General features: G+C 64.1%; 19 protein-coding genes. 8 read left to right on the plus strand and 11 right to left on the minus strand.

Features of this window, described 5'->3' with window-relative positions; genetic code table 11:
• Positions 1–164 precede the first annotated feature (164 nt).
• The 3 genes from G8E10_RS11525 (at position 165) to queF (ending at position 4,043) form a co-directional block, all read left to right on the plus strand.
• A complete protein-coding gene (locus G8E10_RS11525) occupies positions 165–2,354 on the plus strand; it encodes an anthranilate synthase (RefSeq protein ID WP_167129001.1) in 2,190 nt (729 codons plus the stop codon).
• A gap of 259 nt (positions 2,355–2,613) precedes the next feature.
• A complete protein-coding gene (locus G8E10_RS11530) occupies positions 2,614–3,582 on the plus strand; it encodes a cation diffusion facilitator family transporter (RefSeq protein ID WP_167129003.1) in 969 nt (322 codons plus the stop codon).
• Entirely contained in the window at positions 3,579–4,043 is a 465-nt protein-coding gene (gene queF, locus G8E10_RS11535; protein WP_167129005.1) for a preQ(1) synthase, read from the plus strand. The genes G8E10_RS11530 and queF overlap by 4 nt, the downstream gene beginning before the upstream one ends.
• A 21-nt stretch (positions 4,044–4,064) precedes the next feature.
• On the opposite strand, the gene G8E10_RS11540 is transcribed toward queF, so the two are convergent.
• Complete coding sequence (locus G8E10_RS11540) at positions 4,065–4,895, minus strand: DUF2076 domain-containing protein (RefSeq protein ID WP_167129007.1); 831 nt, start codon at positions 4,893–4,895, stop codon at positions 4,065–4,067.
• Between the two features lie 205 nt (positions 4,896–5,100).
• Entirely contained in the window at positions 5,101–5,685 is a 585-nt protein-coding gene (locus tag G8E10_RS11545) for a HupE/UreJ family protein (RefSeq protein WP_167129009.1), read from the minus strand.
• A gap of 274 nt (positions 5,686–5,959) precedes the next feature.
• Between G8E10_RS11545 and G8E10_RS11550 the strand changes: the two genes are divergently transcribed.
• Positions 5,960–6,541 (plus strand): ATP-dependent Clp protease proteolytic subunit, encoded by a 582-nt coding sequence (locus G8E10_RS11550; RefSeq protein WP_110799354.1) that lies wholly within the window; start codon positions 5,960–5,962, stop codon positions 6,539–6,541.
• A 56-nt stretch (positions 6,542–6,597) separates the two neighbouring features.
• Here the strand turns inward: G8E10_RS11550 and G8E10_RS11555 are convergent, their stop codons facing one another.
• Together G8E10_RS11555 and G8E10_RS11560 are read right to left on the minus strand one after the other, a co-directional pair.
• Positions 6,598–6,984 carry a type II toxin-antitoxin system VapC family toxin gene (locus G8E10_RS11555; RefSeq protein ID WP_110799353.1) on the minus strand — a complete coding sequence of 129 codons (387 nt, stop codon included), beginning with the start codon at positions 6,982–6,984 and terminating at the stop codon, positions 6,598–6,600.
• The gene (locus G8E10_RS11560) at positions 6,981–7,259 is read right to left on the minus strand and encodes a type II toxin-antitoxin system Phd/YefM family antitoxin (RefSeq protein WP_110799352.1); all 279 of its coding nucleotides are present in this window, start codon (positions 7,257–7,259) and stop codon (positions 6,981–6,983) included. The genes G8E10_RS11555 and G8E10_RS11560 overlap by 4 nt, the downstream gene beginning before the upstream one ends.
• A gap of 166 nt (positions 7,260–7,425) precedes the next feature.
• Here G8E10_RS11560 and G8E10_RS25935 point away from each other — a divergent pair, with 166 nt between their 5' ends.
• The gene (locus G8E10_RS25935) at positions 7,426–7,551 is read left to right on the plus strand and encodes a hypothetical protein (protein ID WP_274533663.1); all 126 of its coding nucleotides are present in this window, start codon (positions 7,426–7,428) and stop codon (positions 7,549–7,551) included.
• A 215-nt stretch (positions 7,552–7,766) separates the two neighbouring features.
• On the plus strand, positions 7,767–9,476 hold the full coding sequence (gene leuA, locus G8E10_RS11565; protein ID WP_132447665.1) for a 2-isopropylmalate synthase: 1,710 nt from the start codon (positions 7,767–7,769) through the stop codon (positions 9,474–9,476).
• A gap of 70 nt (positions 9,477–9,546) precedes the next feature.
• Here the strand turns inward: leuA and G8E10_RS11570 are convergent, their stop codons facing one another.
• The 4 genes from G8E10_RS11570 to G8E10_RS11585 all read right to left on the minus strand — a co-directional run bounded on the left by G8E10_RS11570 (position 9,547) and on the right by G8E10_RS11585 (position 13,039).
• Positions 9,547–10,374: an anti-sigma factor family protein gene (locus tag G8E10_RS11570; RefSeq protein ID WP_167129026.1), complete on the minus strand. Its 828-nt coding sequence runs from the start codon at positions 10,372–10,374 to the stop codon at positions 9,547–9,549.
• A gap of 2 nt (positions 10,375–10,376) precedes the next feature.
• Entirely contained in the window at positions 10,377–10,865 is a 489-nt protein-coding gene (locus G8E10_RS11575; protein ID WP_167129028.1) for an RNA polymerase sigma factor, read from the minus strand.
• 199 nt (positions 10,866–11,064) lie between these two features.
• Positions 11,065–11,973, minus strand: a complete 909-nt coding sequence (locus G8E10_RS11580) for a metallophosphoesterase family protein (protein WP_167129030.1) — start codon at positions 11,971–11,973, stop codon at positions 11,065–11,067.
• A 79-nt stretch (positions 11,974–12,052) separates the two neighbouring features.
• Positions 12,053–13,039, minus strand: a complete 987-nt coding sequence (locus G8E10_RS11585) for a glutathione S-transferase family protein (RefSeq protein ID WP_167129032.1) — start codon at positions 13,037–13,039, stop codon at positions 12,053–12,055.
• Positions 13,040–13,312: 273 nt separating this feature from the next.
• On the opposite strand from G8E10_RS11585, the gene G8E10_RS11590 reads away from it, so the two are divergent.
• Positions 13,313–13,813 carry a GNAT family N-acetyltransferase gene (locus G8E10_RS11590; RefSeq protein WP_110728586.1) on the plus strand — a complete coding sequence of 167 codons (501 nt, stop codon included), beginning with the start codon at positions 13,313–13,315 and terminating at the stop codon, positions 13,811–13,813.
• Positions 13,814–13,914: 101 nt separating this feature from the next.
• Positions 13,915–14,781, plus strand: a complete 867-nt coding sequence (locus tag G8E10_RS11595) for an alpha/beta fold hydrolase (RefSeq protein WP_167129034.1) — start codon at positions 13,915–13,917, stop codon at positions 14,779–14,781.
• On the opposite strand, the gene G8E10_RS11600 is transcribed toward G8E10_RS11595, so the two are convergent.
• From G8E10_RS11600 to G8E10_RS11610, 3 genes are read right to left on the minus strand one after another with little or no spacing between them, the layout of a single operon-like run.
• Positions 14,778–16,859 carry a hypothetical protein gene (locus G8E10_RS11600; protein WP_167129036.1) on the minus strand — a complete coding sequence of 694 codons (2,082 nt, stop codon included), beginning with the start codon at positions 16,857–16,859 and terminating at the stop codon, positions 14,778–14,780. The genes G8E10_RS11595 and G8E10_RS11600 overlap by 4 nt on opposite strands.
• Positions 16,860–16,869: 10 nt before the next feature.
• Positions 16,870–19,737 (minus strand): DUF4159 domain-containing protein, encoded by a 2,868-nt coding sequence (locus tag G8E10_RS11605; protein ID WP_167129038.1) that lies wholly within the window; start codon positions 19,735–19,737, stop codon positions 16,870–16,872.
• A complete protein-coding gene (locus G8E10_RS11610) occupies positions 19,734–20,657 on the minus strand; it encodes a DUF58 domain-containing protein (protein WP_165910537.1) in 924 nt (307 codons plus the stop codon). Before G8E10_RS11610 ends, G8E10_RS11605 begins: the two co-directional genes overlap by 4 nt.

The following is a 20,657-nucleotide window of genomic DNA, read 5'->3' on the forward strand; positions in this document are numbered from 1 at the left end:
TTTCATGATCAACGCACGCATCCTTTCTGTCTGGTGGTGGGCTCGCTAAAGCGGCCTCGATCAGTCCTGCGTGATGGATTTTTACGATAAGCCGCCCGGAGTTTCGAGGCGGCTTTTTTGCATTCTGGCCGTGCTCGTTTCCCGAGCCAGAACGGAGCGAACGAATGTCGACGACGAAGCTTGAAGACGGTGCCGAATCCTACGTGACGCAGGGCGGGATCACCGTCACGCGCCGCCGGCGCGAGGCGTCCTATGCCGATGCGATTTCCAGCTATGTCGACCAGCTCGACGAGCGGCGCGGCGCGGTGTTCTCGTCCAACTACGAATATCCCGGCCGCTATACCCGCTGGGACACGGCTATCGTCGATCCGCCGCTCGGCATCTCCTCCTTCGGCCGTTCGCTCTGGATCGAAGCCTATAACGCGCGCGGCGAGGTGTTGCTGGCTGTGATCGCCGGGCACCTGAAGGGCGTCAAGGACATCACCTTGGGAACCCTGACAGCCCGGCGGCTGGACCTGACGATCGACATGCCGGACCATGTCTTCACCGAGGAAGAGCGCTCGAAGACGCCGACTGTCTTCACGGTGCTGCGGGCCGTCACGGGGCTGTTCTTCTCGGCCGAAGATGCGAGCCTCGGCCTTTACGGTGCTTTCGGCTACGACCTTGCCTTCCAGTTCGATGCCATCGAGCTCAAGCTGAAGCGCCCGGACGATCAGCGCGATATGGTGCTGTTCCTGCCCGACGAGATCCTCGTGGTCGATCACTACGCCGCCAAGGCCTGGATCGACCGCTATGATTTCGCGCTCGGCGATCTCTCGACCTTCGGCAAGGCGGGTGACGTCGAGTCTGAAGCCTTCCGCGTCGTCGACAGCATTCCACCGAAAGGCGACCATCGCCCCGGCGAGTATGCCGAGCTGGTGACCAAGGCCAAGGAAAGCTTCCGTCGCGGCGATCTGTTCGAGGTCGTTCCCGGCCAGAAATTCTACGAGCGCTGCGACAGCAAGCCGTCGGAGATTTCCAACCGTCTGAAGGCGATCAACCCGTCGCCTTATTCCTTCTTCATCAATCTCGGGCATCAGGAATATCTGGTCGGAGCCTCGCCGGAGATGTTCGTGCGTGTGTCCGGCCGTCGGATCGAGACCTGCCCGATCTCCGGGACGATCAAGCGCGGCGATGATCCGATTGCCGACAGCGAACAGATCCTGAAGCTCCTGAACTCCAAGAAGGACGAATCCGAGCTGACCATGTGCTCGGACGTCGATCGCAACGACAAGAGCCGCGTCTGCGTGCCCGGTTCGGTCAAGGTCATCGGCCGGCGCCAGATCGAGATGTATTCGCGGCTGATCCATACGGTAGATCACATCGAAGGGCGCCTGCGAGACGATATGGACGCCTTTGACGGCTTCCTCAGCCACGCTTGGGCCGTGACGGTCACCGGTGCGCCGAAGCTGTGGGCCATGCGCTTCATCGAAAGCCATGAGAAGAGCCCGCGCGCCTGGTATGGCGGGGCGATCGGCATGGTCGGGTTCAACGGCGACATGAACACCGGGCTGACGCTGCGCACCATCCGCATCAAGGATGGCATTGCCGAGGTGCGGGCCGGTGCGACGCTGCTCAACGACAGCGATCCGCACGAGGAAGAAGCCGAAACCGAACTGAAGGCATCCGCGATGATTGCAGCCATTCGTGACGCGAAATCCGCCAACAGCCATGGCAAGGGCCGCGACGTCGCGCCTGTCGGCACAGGGGTCAAGATCCTGCTGGTCGATCACGAGGACAGTTTCGTTCACACGCTGGCCAACTATTTCCGCCAGACGGGCGCGACGGTCACCACGGTTCGCTCGCCGGTCGCCGACAGCATTTTCGACAGCGTGAAGCCAGATCTCGTCGTTCTTTCACCCGGTCCCGGTTCGCCTAGGGATTTCGATTGCAAGGCGACCATCAAGAAGGCGCGGGCCCACGACCTGCCGATCTTCGGCGTCTGCCTCGGGCTGCAGGCTTTGGCGGAGGCCTATGGTGGCGATCTGCGCCAGCTGGCCGTGCCGATGCACGGCAAGCCGTCGCGCATCCGCGTGCTGGAACCGGGCATCGTCTTTTCCGGTCTTGGCAAGGAAGTGACCGTCGGGCGCTATCACTCGATCTTTGCCGATCCCTCGACCTTGCCGCGTGATTTCATGATTACGGCCGAGAGCGATGACGGCACCATCATGGGGATCGAGCATACCAAGGAGCCCATCGCGGCGGTGCAGTTCCACCCTGAATCGATCATGACACTGGGCGGCGATGCCGGCATGCGCATGATCGAGAATGTGGTGGCGCATCTGGCCAAGCGCGCCAAGGTGAAAGCCGCCTGATAAGCTGGATATAACCCGGCTCGGCCTGTTTTGGGGTCTTGCGTGCCCGTGCCTTTTCCGCGAAAGGGTGCGGGCAAAAGCGTTTCGAGCAGAGACATCGAGGCCGCGACCGCTCCATTCGACGGGATGGCCGGCGACCGTGCAGATCAGGCATTCCAGATAATTCCGCATTAAAATACGTCGCGCCGTCGTCACCATCGCGGCGTCGGGCGTCAACGGCATGAGAGGCTGGCACAGTTGCCGGCCAGAGGTACGTTCCATGACGACGACAAGCACCATCAACCGCGCCCAGCGGCTCGCCTTCTGGACCATCCCCCTGTCGCTTCTCGTGCTGGCCATGAAAATGGCGGCGTGGTGGTTTACGGGGTCCGTGGCGCTGCTGTCCGATGGCCTGGAATCGATCGTCAATGTCGTCGCCGCCGTCGTCGCTTTCGTCGTGATCGGCTATGCCGCAAAGCCTGCCGACGACGACCACCCGTTCGGCCATCACAAGGCCGAATATTTCTCGGCCGTCATCGAGGGCGTGCTGATTGTCGTCGCGGCTCTCGTGATCGTCTACGAGGCGGTGCCGGCGGTTCTTTCGCCGCAGCCGATCGAGGCGCCGGCCATCGGTTTTGCGATCAACTTTGCGGCCGGTGTCGTCAACGCGATCTGGGCGACCATTCTGCTGCGCGCCGGAAAGGTATTCCGGTCGCCGGCGCTGTCGGCCGACGGGCACCACATCATGTCGGATGTGGTCACCTCCGGCGGCGTGCTGGTCGGCCTGCTGCTGGCGATCGTCACGGGCTACACCATCCTCGATCCGCTTCTCGCCGTCATCGTCGCAGGCAACATCCTGTTTCAGGGCTGGAAGGTCATCGCCGGCTCGATCAGCGGCTTGATGGACCGGGCGGTGGAGACCGCGGAAGATGCGGAGATCCGCGCGGCGATTGCGGGCAATGCAGCGGGCTCGCTCGGCGTGCACGACCTGAAGACCCGGCAGGCGGCCTCCGTCATCTTCGTCGATTTCCACATGGTGGTGCCAGCGGATATGACGGTGGGGGCCGCGCACGATATTTGCGACCGCATCGAAGACGCCATCCGCGCCGTCAACGGCGCCGCCAAGATCGCCATTCACATCGAGCCGGAGAGCGAAAAAGCCCACGGCATCCGCGTAAAGGTGACGCCGAGCCACTCCGAGCTGGGTTCAGCCGACGCACCACGAGACCAAGAAGGAGCAGACACATGAGCAAGACCGACGTTTCCGGGTTGTCCATGCTGGGGCAGGCCGTCGCCAGTCCAACCCATCCCGACGAAGCGGTGCTGGAACGCGTTCCGAGCAACCATGCAGGCACCGATTTCGTGGTGCGCTTCACGGCGCCCGAGTTCACGTCGCTCTGCCCGATGACGGGGCAGCCGGACTTTGCGCATATCGTCATCGACTACGTGCCGGATGGCTGGCTGGTCGAATCGAAGTCTTTGAAGCTCTTCCTGCATTCCTTCCGCAATCACGGTGCTTTTCACGAGGATTGCACCCTCGATATCGCCAAGCGTCTCGTCGATCTGCTGTCGCCGAAATGGCTGCGGATCGGTGCCTACTGGTATCCGCGCGGCGGCATTCCGATCGATGTGTTCTGGCAGACGGGCAACCCGCCCGAAGGCGTGTGGTTGCCCGACCAGGGTGTCCAGCCCTATCGCGGTCGGGGCTGATCGCCTAAAGCGCGGGGCGGCCTACACGTCCGTCGTGTCGTCGGAGCCGAAGTCCGTATCGAAATCATCGTTGGACGATGTGTCGAGATCGGCCTGCTGCCAGCCATCATTGCCGGCAGGCGTATCCGGCGTCGTATCCGCCGGTGCCGTATCCGACGCCTGGGTCGCGGCATCGTCGCCATAATAGTTGTTGATCGTGGTTTCCTCGATCGGCGCCGCGGTTTGCGTTGCGCTGCAGAGGCCGAGCGACGACATGTGACTGCCGAAGATGCCACTGAGCGAGTTGGCGAGCAGCATGCCGCCGGCAACGCCTGCCGCCGTGCCCATGGCGCCACGCAGGAAGCCGCCGCCTGACGACGTCTGCTGCGGCTGACGATCCCATGGTCCGCTCGCGGGCTGTTGCTGCGGCGGATAGGGCTGTTGGGGTGCCGGATAGGCCGGGCGCGGCGCGCTGCCCCAGGGGCCGCCGGCAGCGGAACGGTCGGCAGGGTAGGCCTGTCCGCCCTGAGGGGCATCGGGCCTCGGTTGCGGCTTTTCCGACGATCCGAAGAGCGAGCCGAGAAAGCCGCCCGAATGGCTTTCGCGCGGTTCGCTGTCGCGTTCGGTCTCCAGCGCGTGAATGCGTTCCTCGCTGCGGCGAAGCTGCGTCTCGAGGGCTTCGATTCGCTGTGCTGCGGCCTCCAGACCCTTTTCCTGAACGATGACGGCCTGGGCGAGGTAATACGGCGCGGATGGCTGGCTGTGGACGGCCTGATCGATCAGGGTTTCCGCCTCGCGATCGCGGGGTGTCGAGGATGCTGTACGGACCCGTTCGAAAAGGCCGCTGAGAAGGGATTGTTCTTCCGGTGACATGGACGTCTCCCAAGGGCGTGATCATTCCAGAATGACGCTGCCGCTTGTCGGTTCTTCATGGACCGGTCTCGCGGCGATGTACCGCCCGGTCCACGCTGGCAGGGTTGCCATGTCATCGACTACACAAAGAAAATCCGGCTTTTCAGGGCCGGATTTGGGCAGGGTGCAAAAGAATTTTCGGGTCGCCCGGAAGCGAATCGTCCGGTCAGCCGGCGACGAAGAGTGCCGCACCCGTCACGGCCGTTGCGGCACCGAGAAAGCGGGAGACGAGGCTCGCATTGCCCATGCGGCCGATCATGAGGCCGAGGCCGATACCCGCTGCATGCAGGGCCGCCGTGGAGATCGCGAAGCCGAGGCCGAAGGGCAGGGCGGTTGCCGCACCCAGTTCGCCGCCATGGGCATAGCCGTGGAACAGCGCGAAGATGCCGACAACACCCGCACCGGCGGCGACAGGCATGCGCACGGCCATGGCCACCAGCAGGCCCAGAGCGACGATGGAGGCGAGGATGGCGGGCTCGACAAAGGGCAGGTGCAGGCCGGAGAGCGCCAGCGCGAAGCCGAGCGCCATCGTCACCACGAAGGCCGTGGGCACGGCGAGAATGGCGCGGCCGCCCATCTGTGCCGCCCAGAGGCCGACGGCGACCATGACCAGCACGTGGTCGAGCCCCGACAGCGGATGGGTGATGCCTGCCATCATCGAGCCGTGTTCGGCCGGGTCGAGATGGGCGAAGGCCGGAGCGGCCGAAAGGGCGAAAGCCGCGGCAGCGGCGGCGAGAAAGCGACGTGTCATGATGGTCCCCTCAGTTCATGGCGGCGTATGGGATCTGCTTGGGAGGCTCGCCGCCGTTATCGTTGCCGTGCACATCCTAATCCGCCTTCGCGCGGTGTCCATACGGCAAATGCCGCAGACGGGGTTCAAAGGCGGCTCTTAACCATCGCGAACGGTCGGGCTTTCGCCGGGCTTGGGGCGTGTTGCCCCGGGTCTTGTGTTTGTTGCATTGTCATCGCGGTCGAGTCACCTTATCTGAGCGGGTAGACACATGAAATTTCGCGGGAGACAGCGGATGAACGAAGACGAGGACGACAAGAAGACGGAACTGCCCTTGGGCAAGGAAACTGAGGCGAACCTTTTCAAGTCGCGCTCTATTTTCATCTACGGCCCGATCAACCAGGAACTGGCGCAGAAGGTCTGCTCGCAGCTCGTGGCCCTGTCGTCTGCCAGCGATGAAGATATCCGCATCTTCGTCAACTCGCCGGGCGGCCATGTCGAATCCGGCGACAGCATTCACGACATGATCAAGTTCGTGAAGCCGAAGGTCTGGATCATCGGCACGGGCTGGGTCGCCTCCGCTGGTGCGCTGATCTATGTTTCGGTGCCGAAGGAGCAGCGTCTTTGCCTGCCCAACACGCGCTTCCTGCTGCACCAACCCTCGGGCGGCACGCGCGGCATGGCATCCGACATCGAGATCCAGGCACGCGAGATCATCAAGATGAACGAGCGCCTGAACCGGATCTTTTCGGCAGCCACCGGCCAGCCGATCGAAAAGATCGCCAAGGACACGGACCGCGACTACTGGCTCTCCGCCGAAGAGGCCAAGACCTACGGTCTGGTCTCGCGGATCGTCACGAACGTTTCCGACATCTGAGCCATTCTGCCTCGGACGAAATTCTGGACCCCGCCGCTTGCCGGCGGGGTTTTTCGTTATGGGGCGGCGGTTGCCGAGAGGGGGTGATCGGCCAGAGCCCGGTCGATGGTGACGAGCCGCATGTTCTCGATGGCACACTGGGCGAGGAGGAGCCTGTCGAACGGATCGCGAGTCGATGGCTCCGGCGAGATGGTGTGGAGGGCGTGATGTTCGTTGATGGGAAGGATGGTCATTCCGGCTCCGGCGATGCTCTTCGGCAGGTTCTCCAAGCTGTCTCCGAACTCCAGCTTCCCGAGCCGGAATTTGATCGCCATCTCCCACAAAGTCGCAGTGCTGATGTAATTCGCGTGGCCATCGAGACATTGCCTGATGTCGTCAGGCAGAGCAGACGTCTGTTGACGCAGAATGGAAATGAAGATCTGCGTGTCCAGCAGATGTCTCACCGATCGCTTACCAGCGGCGGCAACGGCGTAATGAGGAAGTCCTCTGGCAGCGGATCATCGAAATCCGCGGCCACGTAGGTGACGATATCGGTAATACCGTTTTCGCGCTTATAGGCGTCCAGCCCCTCCCAATCGATCCCGCCTTGTTTTTTCGCCGGAACCAGCTCCATCACCGGCTTGCCGTTGCGGGTCACGGTGAAGCGCTCGCCGTCTTCGACGCGGCGGGCGAGTTCTGTCAGACGATTCTTGGCGTCTCGGATCGGGATCGTGGTCATGTGGCTATTGTAGCCGCAAAATCGGAATTTGCAATTTCTCCGCCAGCGGCATCCGATCGGACAAGCACGTGTGGTTCTTGCGTCAAAAGATGCATTCCACACGCGCAACTGCCTTTTTCTTCAGCCGCCCTTGCCCTTTCTTTTGGCTCCGGCTATAGAGCACGGTATGTCGAAGAACAGCGCCAAGATCATCGAGCAGTTTTCCCGTGGACGCACCGTCGTTCGCGATCGCTCGCGCGCCTTCACCTCGCTTCTTCTTCTCGGCCTTACGCGCGGTTGCCGGGTTCTTTAAGGAGCGCCCGGTGGCCGACAAGCCTACCGGCACAGCTCCTTAGCCTCCGCTAAAATCCGACGTCTCCGCAGCCTTTTCCAGCACTTGGCCAAGCAATTGCCATCGTCAACCGGCCTCCGATCGGTTATGGCATCCCGCGCGACGTTTCACCGTGACAGCGATCCATGCCCCGTATCGACCCGATGCCGGACGCTGTGAAGTCGAAGAGAACCGAAATGATCCTGAAGTCCCATACCGTCAAACAGGGCATGCCCGCGGCCGCCGTCAAATATCAGCCCTATCCGCAGGTGCCGATCACCGATCGCACATGGCCGTCGAAGACGATTTCCAGCCCGCCTATCTGGTGTTCCGTCGATTTGCGCGATGGCAACCAGTCGCTCGTCGATCCCATGGGGCATGACCGCAAGGCGCGGATGTTCCAGCTGCTGGTCGATATGGGCTTCAAGGAAATCGAGATCGGTTTCCCCTCGGCTTCGCAGACGGACTTCGATTTCGCCCGCTGGTGCATCGAAGAGGGCAATATTCCCGCTGACCTGTCCTTGCAGGTGCTGGTGCAGTGCCGGCCGGAGCTGATCACGCGGACGTTCGAGGCGCTGCAGGGTGCCACCAAGCCGATCGTGCATTTCTACAATTCGACGAGCGAGTTGCAGCGCCGGGTGGTGTTTGCCAAGGACGTTCACGGCATCAAGCAGATCGCCACGGATGCCGCGAAGATGATCGCGGACATGGCGGCGAAGGCCGGTGGTGACTTCCGGTTTGAATATTCGCCGGAGAGCTTTACCGGAACGGAGCTGGAGGTCTCGCTGGAGATCTGCAATGCCGTGGCCGAGATCATCAAGCCGACAGCCGAGAACAAGCTGATCCTGAACCTGCCGTCGACGGTCGAGATGTCGACGCCGAACATCTATGCCGACCAGATCGAGTGGATGTGCCGCAATCTCGACAATCGCGAAAACATCATCATTTCGCTGCACCCGCATAACGACCGTGGCACCGGCATTGCCGCGGCGGAGCTCGGCCTGATGGCCGGTGCCGACCGTGTCGAGGGCACGCTGTTCGGCAATGGCGAGCGGACCGGCAATGTGGATATCGTGACGCTGGCGCTGAACATGTTCACGCAGGGCGTGGATCCGCAGATCGATTGCTCCGATATCGAGCGGATCAAGGACGTCTACGAATATTCCAACCAGATGGCGATCACCGAGCGGCACCCTTATGTCGGCGAACTGGTCTATACGGCCTTCTCCGGCTCGCATCAGGACGCGATCAACAAGGGCATGAAGGCGATCAAGACCGCCAACAAGCCGCAATGGGAGGTTCCCTACCTGCCGATTGATCCGCGCGACGTCGGGCGGTCCTACGAGGCGATCATCCGGATCAACTCGCAGTCGGGCAAGGGTGGCATCGCCTATATCCTGCAGGAGGATTACGGCATCAACCTGCCGCGTGCACTGCAGGTGGAGTTCCGCGAGGACATCCAGCGGATCACCGACGAGCAGGGCAAGGAACTGCCCTCCAAAGCGATCCATGCGCGGTTCCTGGAGCGCTATATCGAGCAGCCGGGCGCACGCATCCGTTATGTCGATCATACGACGCTGCCGCTCGGCGAGCATCGCGGTGCGCGCATCGTGCAGGCCGAGATCACCGATCGCGGCGAGACGAAGATGATCGAGGGGCGCGGCACGGGCCCGATCGATGGCTTCATCAATGCGCTGTCGCTCTATCTCGGCGTCGATATCTCGGTTGCCGACTATTCCGAGCATTCGCTGCAGCAGGGCTCGAACGCGGCGGCTATTGCCTATGTCGAGGTGCAGCACAATGGCGGCAAGCTCTTCGGGGCCGGCATTAACACCAACATCGTCACCGCGTCGCTCGAAGCCATCGTGTCGGCTGCCAACCGGGTGATCGAGGAGCAGGTGGCCTGATCGTCTGCCTTTTGAACCTGTGAGAATATGATCCCCGGATGGAAACGTCCGGGGATTTTTGGTTTTCAGGCTACATCACGTCCGCGATCGCGTCGGCGAGGTCCTTGAAGTTCGCGGTAGCGGAGGGACCTACGACGACATAGGTGGCGCCCGGCTCGTTCCAGGAGATGAGCGCGAGGTCGTCTCGCATGCTTTCTATCATCCGGCCACTATCGTCCGTGGTTGGTGAGCGCTGGAAACAGATGGCGTAGACCTCGCCGTCCTCATCCTTGAAAAGCAGTTGTGCCGTCGGCTTGCCGGCGGCCACCAGCAGGCGGGCGCCCTGGAAGGTGAGCTTGTTCGCCGAGAGATCCGGAATGGCGAAGGACACGCCGGTGCTGGCGGTCAGCCAGTTGCGGATCTCCTCGTCGTTTTCGGCGGTGACCTCGACCAGATGGCGCGGCTGGCGTGAATAGACGCGGTGCGCATCCGTGACGTCGTCGAGCCATGTGCGGGCCTTGACGACCGGCGTCGGCGGCGTGTTGTCGTCGATGGTGCGGCCGATGAGATAGCCGGTGGAGCCGCCGATGAGCAGCATGCCGCAAGAAGCCGCCAGCGCGCCGCGCCAGAGTTTGCGCCGTTGTTTCCGCGGTGCGCCGACCACGCGTTCGTGTTTGGGATTGATGTCGGTACCCTGACGGATGCGGCGGGCGAGCGACAAGGGCACGGGATCGTGCAGGAAAGCCTCGAAGCCAGAGGCGCCGAATGCGCTGCCCTGTTTCAGGTGCTCGAGCAGGCGACGGGCCTCGGCATCCCTGGCCAGAAGCTGGTCGATCTCCCGGCGCTCGTTCTCGTCCACTTCGCCATCGAGATAGGCCGATAGGCGCGCCTCGATGGAGGGACTCTTCGTGTTCTGCAAGGTCAGGCCCTTCTTTGCGTCATGTCGGACGCCATCGATGCCAGCCGCGCCCGGGCGGTCGCCAGCTTGGTCGCGATGACATCCGGCGCCAGGTCCAGGATCCGGCCGGCGTCGCGATAGGTTCTATGCTCGACGGCAACCAGAAGGAAGGCGCTGGCAAGCCCTTCGGGCATCGAAATGATCATCTGCTGCACGGCGCCGGCAGTGGCCGTATTTTCCGACGAGCTCTGGCCGTCCTGCAGATTAGCGGGGATGCGCTTGCGGCCCGTGGTCTCGTCGCGCAGGGTGCGCGCCAGCGTGTAGAGCGCATCTTCCAGCCGACCATGCCCGTTCCAGACCGGCTGGCGCCCTGTCGCGCGCTCGCACACCGTCTCCACAAGATCATCGGCCTGCAGTCCGTCGCGCGTCAGGGTCAGCGCAAAGCGCCTCAACCTTGGCAGCAGACTGACGAGATCGCGGCTGATGTCGATCGTTTCCTGAGCTGGGCGCATCGCTTTCACCTGCGGAGGTTTAGTCCGGGCTCTTGACTGTCGGCGCTTCATGGTCGGCACCGAGCCATCGGCTCCCGTCTGTCGAACCGAACAGATATGAAACCATCGGCTGCTGCTTCGCAAGCCGAGCCATGGTTCTATCACGGTTTTTTGCCGATCACGATGTGGTGGCGCGGTGGTCAGTTCCGTTTTTGCGCGCTCAGGCGAGAAAACGCGTGGTTTCCGCCAGATGCACGCCCTGGCCGATCTCGTTCAGCTCGAAGCGCTCCCGAAGGAGTTTCCAGTTGCCCGGACTTCCCGAAATCGAAAAGAGGTTGAAGCCTGCGGGCGGCTTGGATCCGCCCAGACCTTGCGATGCCGAGGCTATGCCGACGACCGGGACGGGCATTTTCTGGCCGCGCAGCGAGTACACTGTGTTGAGATGGGTGTGGCCGTGCAGCACGAGTTCCGCACCGCCCGCCGAGATGGTGGCACCGAAGCGGCGGATACCGATCATGCGCTTGTGGGTGGGCGTCGCGCCGCGGATCGGCGGATGGTGGATCATGACGACGCGGAAGAGGCCGGCCTCTCCGGCGGCGCGCAGCAGGTTGACCGTCTCACGCGCCTGTCGGCGACCGAAATAGCCGCTGGCGGCGAAGGGCGGTGTGGCGAGGGCCGTCGAGCAGCCGATGATCGCGACATTGCCGCGAACGCGCATGTAGGGATAGCAGTGGAAGTCCTCGTCCCACTCGGCCGGCGCGTCTTCCCCGCGCATGTAGGGATACCAGGCCTTCGTCGTCTTCTCGTAGGCGCCCGGCACGTAGGCGTCGTGATTGCCGGGAATGACCGAGATGTTGCTCGGCTCGCCAGCGTCCTGAAGCCAGGCCGTTACCGTTTCGATCTCTCGCGAAGAGGCGAGATTGACCATATCGCCGGTGATGGCGAGATGATCCGGGTCGATCCGGTCGATCGCATCCATCAGCGTGTTCAGCGTATCTCCCACCATATGGCTGCGCCGGTTGCGATGCCAGTTGATGAAACCGGTAATGCGTTTCGAGGCGAGTTCGCGAAGGGACAGGCTGGGGAGGGGACCGAGATGGATGTCGGAGATATGCGCTAGTTTGAACATAGGTTCTACCTAGCGCATATCCTCGCAAAAGCTAACCGCCGCGGCACGCTTTTGCCACAATCTTGAACGGCACAGGCGATCAGGCCGCTGCCAGGTGTCCCCTGCCGTGCGGGCTGTCGAGGTCGAGACGCGGACCTTCCGGCACGATGCCGGTCGGGTTGATGGTCTTATGGCTCTCGTAATAATGATGCTTGATGTGGTGCATATCCACCGTGCCGGCGACACCGGGGGTCTGGTAGAGATCCTTCAGGTAGCCCTGCAGGTTGGGATAGTCGGCGATGCGGCGGATGTTGCATTTGAAGTGGCCGACATAGACCGGATCGAATCGCACCAGTGTCGTGAACAGCCGCCAGTCGGCTTCGGTTACGCGATCGCCGAGGAGATAGCGCCGGGTCGACAGCCGCTCTTCGAGATCGTCGAGCGTTTCGAAGAGCGCCGTGACGCTCTCCGCATAGGCCTCCTGCGTGGTCGCAAAGCCGGCCTTGTAGACGCCGTTGTTGACGGTGTCGTAGATGCGGGCGTTGATCGCGTCGATCTCGCTGCGCATGTCAGTTGGATAAAGGTCGAGCGTCGATCCGGTCAGCCCGTCGAAGGCTGCGTTGAGCATGCGGATGATGTCGGCGGATTCGTTGGAGACAAGCTTGTTCTGCGTCTTGTCCCACAGGACGGGAACGGTGACGCGGCCGGAATATTTCGGATCGGCACGGACGTAGATTTCGGACAGCGCCTTTGCGCCGAAGAGATGGTCCTGCGTATCGCCGGGACCGTCCTTGAACTCCCAGCCCTTGGCCAGCATGAGGTAATCGACGACGGACACCGAGATCAGGTCCTGAAGACCCTTCAGTGTCCGGAAGATCAGCGTGCGATGGGCCCATGGACAGGCAAGCGAGACATAGAGGTGGTATCGTCCGGCTTCGGCCTTGAAGCCGGCTTCGCCCGTCGGACCCGCACGGCCATCTGCCGTCACCCAGTTGCGGAACTGCGATTCGGAGCGCTTGAAATGCCCCTTGGTCGCTGCGGTGTCGTACCAGACGTCGTGCCAGATGCCCTCGACCAGCATGCCCATGGATCGGTTTCCTCGTTGTCGTTTCCAGTGTCTTCGATGCCACACAAGATAGGAGACCGGCAATGTTGGGACAGGCCTGTCGCGGTGAACGATGCGTTTTCACTTGGTGATGCATTTTTTTTCTGCTATCGGCGCACCAGCTTTTTCTTGAAAGACGTGAACATGCATTTTGCAGGAAACCCTCGACGACGCTGATGACCATGCTTTCGGGCATGCGCGGTCGCGCGTTGCCGTTCCCCATGTTTCGTTCGCCAATCGGGTTTCCCTATGTTCATGCACAAGCACGACCTCGTCTATCTGACGGAAGATGCCTCCCACGCCGCCGCTATCGAACTGATCAATGAGGAAGCCTTCGGCCCCGGCCGGTTTGCGCGCGCCGCTGCCCGCATCCGCGAGCAGGGGCCGCATGATCGCTCCCTGTCCTTCATCTGCGCCGACGATGGCGAGACGATCGGTTCCGTGCGGATGACGCCCGTCTCGGCCGGTCCTGTCGCCGCGCATCTGCTGGGCCCCCTGGCTGTGCGGCCTTCCCACAAGAACAGGGGAATCGGACGGGAACTGGTGCGCATCGCCGTGGAGGCCGCCCGGCGGAAGGGCTCGGAGGCCGTGATCCTCGTCGGCGATGCTGCCTATTACCAGCCGCTCGGCTTCGAGCCCGTCTCCCGCGGCGCGCTCGCCTTCCCCGGCCCGGTCGATATGGCGCGGGTTCTGGTGGTTCCGATCGGCGCCGACATCCATGCGCGGCTTTCCGGTGAAATCCGCTGGCGCGGCTGATCGCGCCAATTGTCGGGCTCGGCGTAAGCGTTCCTCAATATCGTCTGCGTAGTGTGGGGCGTGTCCGGATCCCGTGCCGGACGAAGCCAGGGTGCGCGTTCATGTCCGGTCTCAAGGGTCTCGTGCTCGCGTTCATCGTCTTTGCGCTCGGCTACCTCGGGGTCGCGGGCGACGAGCGGTGGTACCGCTTCAACCCGCCGCCGCCGCTGCCGCGCGCCGATGAAAGCGGCTTTGCGGCCGTCAACGGGATTCGCATGTATTATGCGGTCTACGGCAAGGGGAAGGGGTCGCCGATCCTGCTCATCCATGGCGGTATGGGAAGCGCCGACGTCTGGGGTTTCCAAGTGCCGATCCTCGCGAAGACCCACGAGGTCATCATTGCCGACAGCCGGGGACATGGCCACTCCACCCGCACGGATGCGCCCTTCACCTATCATCTCATGGCCGAGGACTATATCGCGCTCTTGGACACGCTGAAGATCGAGCGGACGGCGCTCGTCGGCTGGAGCGATGGCGGCATCATCGGGCTCGACATCGCCCTGCATCATCCGGAACGGCTGACGAAACTCTTCGCGCAGGCGGCCAACGTCTCGCCGGACGGGCTTCTTCCCCAACCGCGCTTCTCGCTGCACCAGTCCGATGGCAATCGTGACGAGACGGACTATCGCCGCCTCTCCTCGACGCCCGACGACTATCCTGCGTTTCGGGAGGCCATCGCCAAGCTCTGGGAGACCGAGCCTCATTATTCCGAAGCCGACCTGAAGAGCATCCGCGTGCCGACCCTGATTGCTCTCGGGGATCATGACGAAGCGGTCAGCCGTGCGCATTCCGAATATATCGCCCGCACGATCCCCGGTGCCCGGTTCCTCCTGCTCAGGGATGTCGGCCATAAAGCCATCTATCAGGACCCGGCAGGCTATGCCGCCGCTGTACTCGCCTTCATCGACGGCACCAGTCCCAAGAGCTAGCGGCCTTCACGATACCAAGTGCTGGAGAGCACCAGCAACAGCGCGGCGAGGCCGAGGAAGCCGGCGAAGAGCGGGAGAGAGTTGACACCCTTCAGCACGGTTTCATCGGTCATGCGCAGCGACATCCGATTGGCATCGGCGACGCGAACCGGACCGCGAACGGGCAGGATGGCGGGTAGGTCGATGGTGCCGGAGGCATCGGCCACGCGGTGGACGAGCCCCTTCGTCTTCTCCGCCCAGGGCGCCAGCATATCCTCCGTTGAGACCGTCGCCTTGAACTCCGGCGCGTCCACGCTGCCGACATGGACGAGCGTCGTCAGGTCGCCATTGGCCACCTCGAACAGGCCGGTTTCGCCGGTGCGCACATCCGCGCGGTAGAGCCCGGGCTCGCGTTCGGTCAGGGTGACGTCCTGCGTTCCGCCCGATGGCAGGGTGAGGCGCGCGGGGCCGGGATCTCCGGCGATGGTCTGGCGGGTGACCTCGAGCGTCCGGCCGCTGGCGCGTGCGGTCAGGGCTTCCTCTTCCAAGGCGGGCTCCTGCATCAGCCAGTGCGCCATGCGGCGATAGAGCGATACACTGGGGCCGCCGCCCTCGAAGCCGCGCGCCCAGAGCCAGCCTTGATCGGATAGCAACATGGCGACGCGGCCCTTGCCGACGCGGTTCAGCACCAGCAGGGGCTTGTTGTCGGCGCCCTGCATGATCGTCTGTCCCTCCGGCGGATCGACATCGACGGTGCGGAACCAGCGGCCCCAATGCGGCGGCTCGCTATTGGCACCCTCGAGCCCGCGTGTCACCGGATGCTTCCGGCCCTCGTCGGTCAGTCGCGGGAAGAAGGCCTTGTCGTTCATCTGGCCGGTGGGGCTCGCAGGAAGGACCGCGGACAGAGGCGTGGTGGCGATCGAGTCGGCACCTGCGTGTTCCGGGCCCGCGGCAATCAGCAGCGCGCCGCCGTTTTCGACATATTGCGCGATGTTGTCGTAATAGATGATCGGCAGTACGCCGCGATGCTGGTAGCGGTCGAAGATGATCAGGTCGAACTCGTTGATCTTCTCGATGAACAGCTCGCGGGTGGGGAAGGCGATCAGCGACAACTCGTTGATCGGGGTGCCGTCCTGCTTTTCCGGAGGGCGCAGAATGGTGAAATGCACCAGATCGACGGACGCGTCGGACTTCAGCAGATTGCGCCAGGCGCGCTCGCCGGAATGCGGTTCGCCGGAGACGAGGAGCACGCGCAGGTTCTCGCGGATGCCGTCAAGAACGTGAACGGCGCGATTATTCGCCTCGGTCACCTCGCCGGCCAGCGGCGCTACGGCGAACTCCAGAATATTGTTGCCGCCGCGCGGCACGGTGAAGCGGAACGGGATGTCGGTGCCCGGTTCGGCCTGCTGCGTGGCGATCTGCTGGCCGTTGAGGCTGACGGCGACTTCGGCCGTGCCGGCAGGCGTGCGGCCGTCGTCGATGACGCGGAAGGTGACGGCCTGCTCCTCGCCGACGATGCCGAAGCGCGGGCCGCTGATGACCTCGATACGGCGGTCGAATTCATCGGGCTGGCCCGTGATGAGGCCATGGATCGGCGCATCGAAGCCGAGCGGCTGGTTGATGTCGGGCACGTCATGGATTTGCCCGTCGGTGATGAAGATGGCGCCGCCGACGCGGGCCGGGGGCACGTCGGAGAGCGCGTTCGACAGAGCCGAGAACAGGCGCGTCGATGGCGTTTCGGTGTCAGCATCGTCGGCGGCTTCCACGATACGCGGCTCGATCTGCGGGAAGCGCGCAAGGCGCTCCTTCAGCGTCGCGAGCGCCTGATCGGTCATGGCGCGCCGGTTGGCCGCGCCCTGACCCACATCCTGGCTCTGGCTGCGATCGACCACCACGGCGACGATGGTGGAAAGCGGTTCGCGTTCTTCCTGAAAGAAGACGGGGTTGGCGAGCGCAAGGCAGAGCGCGGCCAGTGCCAGCGCGCGGAGCACGGCGCCGCGAACGCCGCGCCACAGTGACAACGCGATCAGAATGGCAGCGAGGATCGACAGAGCGATCAGCACGGCCTGGGGAACGAGGGGCGAAAAGTCGATGGTCATTGATGGGCCTTCACTGGCCGAGCCGTTCGAGCAGCGCCGGGATATGCACCTGATCGGCCTTGTAGTTGCCGGTGAGCATATACATCATGATGTTGACGCCCGAGCGGAACGCATATTCGCGTTGCATCTCGTCCGGCGGCACCGTCGGCAGCAGCGGCGCGCCGTTGTCGTCGGTCGCCCAGGCGCCCGCCAGGTCATTGCCTGTGATCATGATCGGCGAGACGCCGTCGCCCGAGCGGGCAGGGCGTTCCGATTGCTCGCTTGTGCTCTGCGGCTGCGCCTCGATCCACAGGGGGCTGCCGGTATAGCGGCCGGGGAAGGAGGTGAGCAGGTAGAAGGACTTGGTCAGCACATTGTCGGTCGGCACGGGTTCCAGTGGGGGAATGTCGAGATCGGAGAGAATCGCCTGCAGGCGCTCGGTGTTCGGGCTCGTGCCCGAGGCGGCCGACAGGGAGGAGAGCTGGTCGCGCGTGTCGAACAGCACGGTACCGCCGGCGCGCATATAGGCGTCGATCCGGCTGATGGCGGCAGGGCTCGGCATTTCGGCATTGGCGGAAATCGGCCAGTAGATCAGCGAGTAGAACGACAGTTCGTCCTTTGAGATATCGAGGCCGACAGGCGCGCCGGGCTCCAGCGTCGTTCGGTAGGTCAGGAACTCGGTCAGGCCGGCAAGTCCGCGCTCGGAGATACGATCGACCTCGCTTTCGCCAGTGACGACATAGGCCAGATGCGTATTGTCGAGATGGCCGAGAATTTCTTCGTCGCCGGGACGCGTATCGTCAATGGGACCTTGCGCGGGCGCTGCCGGCGCCTGTGGGGCGGGTTGGGCCTGTGCATGCGCAGGCTGGGGCGAAAGGACGCTTGCGCCGAGGGCAGTCACACCGATGGCCAGCATGGCGGTTGCCGTGCGCAGGCGGTTGGTGCGCGCGAACGTGCCGGCCATGAAGAGAACGATCAGCGTATCCATTATCAGGAGAATCAGAGCGGCGGAGAAGAGGGCGGGTTTCATCGACCAGGCCTCGCTGCCGATCAGGGCTTCGCTGGTGTAGGGCATCGGCAGATCCGTGCTTTCGATCGGACGCAGGGTCGCATCCCGGGGCAGGAGATTGAGCGCAACGAAGCCTTCCTCGGAACCGTAGAGGCCGGGAGGATGCTCCACGTCGGCCACGGGCGTGACGCCGGCCGCGATCTCCAGCGGACGCGCGCCGCCGGTTTCGGTCACCAGCGTGCCGTCGGCATTCATCAGGCGGTAGGGCGGCAGGGCCTGCGCCGCAGCACCGCCTTCGCTGGTGACGCCGCCGCTGCGCGACAGCTGCACGACGCGGCGTAGCATCTCCACGAAGTCGCCGGAGATCGGCAGGTTCGACCATGTTGCCTCTGCGCTGACATGGAAGAGAACGATGCGGCCGGCGCCCAGCGTGCGCGTGGTGACGAGCGGCGTGCCGTCGGCAAGGCTTGCCCAGGTGCGCTGCGAGAGGTCGGCGGTGGGTTCGGCCAGCACCTGCCGGTTGACGGTGATGCCTTCCGGGCGCGGCATGCCGGCGAAGGGGCTGGTGGCCGGGTATGGCGCCAGCGGCTGGGGTTCCGACCAGGAGAGGGTGCCACCGAGCGCGCGTTCGCCCTGGCGCAGGCGCACGGGCACCAGCGGGTCATCGGCCGGTGCAGCGGCAAGGCGCGGCCCGGCGAAGCGCACCAGCGTGCCGCCGTTCTGGATCCAGCGCGTCATGGCCGGCGTCGTATCCTCCGGCAGGCGGCCTATGTCGGCCATGATGACCATCGACGGCTTCTGCTCGAGAAGCTGCGGCAGCGCGACGGCAAGGTCGGTCTCCGTTGGTTGGACGAGGTCGGCATAAGGCGCCAGCGCACGGTTGATGTAGTAGAGCGGCGACAGAAGCGGCTGGGACTGGTCGCGTGCCTCGCCGGAGAGAAGCGCCACGCGGCGGCGGCGGAAGCCGTCGTCCAGCAGGTAGGTGCTGCCCGCAGTGGCCAGGCCGTCGATGCCGATGCGCGCAAAATCGTTGCGCAGTTCGAACGGCGCCGTCAGCGTACCCGAGGCAGTGGCTTCACCCGCTGGGAAGATGATGCTGCCGTTCGAGATGGCCCGGCCGCGTGTATCGAAGGCGGTGAGCGCCACAGTGCGGGGGGCCGCACTCTCAAGCCGGGTCGCGGTGATCCGCATGGCATCGGCCTCGTTGACGGCGCCCGTCAGCGCGATCGCATCGCCGCCATCACTCTCGATCAGCCGCAGGCTTTGCGGAGACAGGGATGCCAGGTCGCGCATAACGGTGTCATCGCCCGACGCGATGCCGTCGCTGATGAAGGCGAGCGTGCCGGGGCGCGTACCGTCAAGCCCGGTGCGCAGAGCCGCAACGGCCTCCGTGCGGTTCGGGCGCAGCGGGCGTGGGGCGGCGGCGGCCAGCCGGGTGCGGGCGGCGGTGGCGGTGCCGGGCACACCGTCATTTTCGCGATCTGCGGAAAAGACGATGGAGACGGGGACGTCTGCGGATTCCGCTTCCGTGATCAGCGCGTCTGCTGTGCGCACGCGGCGCTCCCAGTCGTTTGCCGTCGCCCAGCCATTGTCGATGACCAACGCCAGCGGCCCCGCCGCCGACAGCGTGCCGACGCGGGGATTGACGACCGGATCGGCGATGGCGAGGATGATCAGCGCCGCCACGAGCATCCGCAAGGCGGTCAGCCACCACGGGCTTTTCGACGGCGTCTCCTCGCGCTTCAGCACGCCGGCAAGAATGCGCAGCGGCGGGAAGACCTCCGTCACGGGCTTCGGCGGCGTCAGCCGCAGCAGCCACCAGATCGCGGGCAGTGCGACCAGCGCTGCGAGCATCAACGGGCTGGAAAAGACGAAGGGCAGGACGCTCATAGCTGGCCCCCATGCGTGGCGCGTCCGGGCATGCCGGAGAGGTGCATGTGAACGGAAACGAGGGCTTCGGAAGCGAGATGGTCGGTGCGGTGGGGAATGAAGGTCCAACCCATGTGGCGGAGGCCTTGCCCCAGGCTGTCGCGGCGCGCGAAATAGGCGCGGCGATAGTCCTCGGCCAATATTTCGGCGCGGCCGGCCGTCAGCTTTTCACCCGTCTCGGGATCGGTGAATTCGGTCCGTCCGGCGTAGGGGAAGGTTTCCTCGGCAGGGTCGGCGACTTCGATGACGTGGCCGCGCATGCCGCGTCGGCCAAGCGGCCCGAGGCGGTCCATGATCGCGGGGGCGGGGTCGAGAAAGTCGCCGATCAGCACCAGATCGCTCCAGCCGCGGATCATGCCGGTGTCGGGCAGTCCAGAGGAGAGGTCGCTGTGCATCAGTGCGGTCGCTAAGCGCTCGGCCGCATTGCGCGCGGACACCGGTTCCATCACGCCGGGGCAGCCGATGCGCTCGCCCGAGCGGGCGAGGATTTCGGCAAGCGCCAGCATGAGCACGAGCGCGCGGCTTTCCTTCGACACCGCGCCGAAGCGGGACTTGTACATCATCGACGGCGACAGGTCGGCCCAGAGCCAGATCGTGTGAGCGGCCTCCCATTCACGGTCGCGGACATAGGTGTGGTCATCGCGGGCAGAGCGGCGCCAGTCGATGCGCGACAGGCTCTCACCATCAGAATAGGGGCGGAACTGCCAGAAATTCTCGCCGATGCCGCGCCGACGGCGGCCGTGCCAGCCGGAAATGACGGTATTGGCGATGCGGCGGGCTTCGACCATGCAGTCCGGCACCAGCGCGGCCCGGCTCTGGGCGCGGGACAGGACCTCGCCCGAGGGCGTGCGATCGACGATGTGCCCGACGGCGTTCACCAT

Origin of the sequence: Ferranicluibacter rubi, from assembly GCF_011603255.1 — a bacterium.
GTDB lineage: Bacteria > Pseudomonadota > Alphaproteobacteria > Rhizobiales > Rhizobiaceae > Ferranicluibacter > Ferranicluibacter rubi.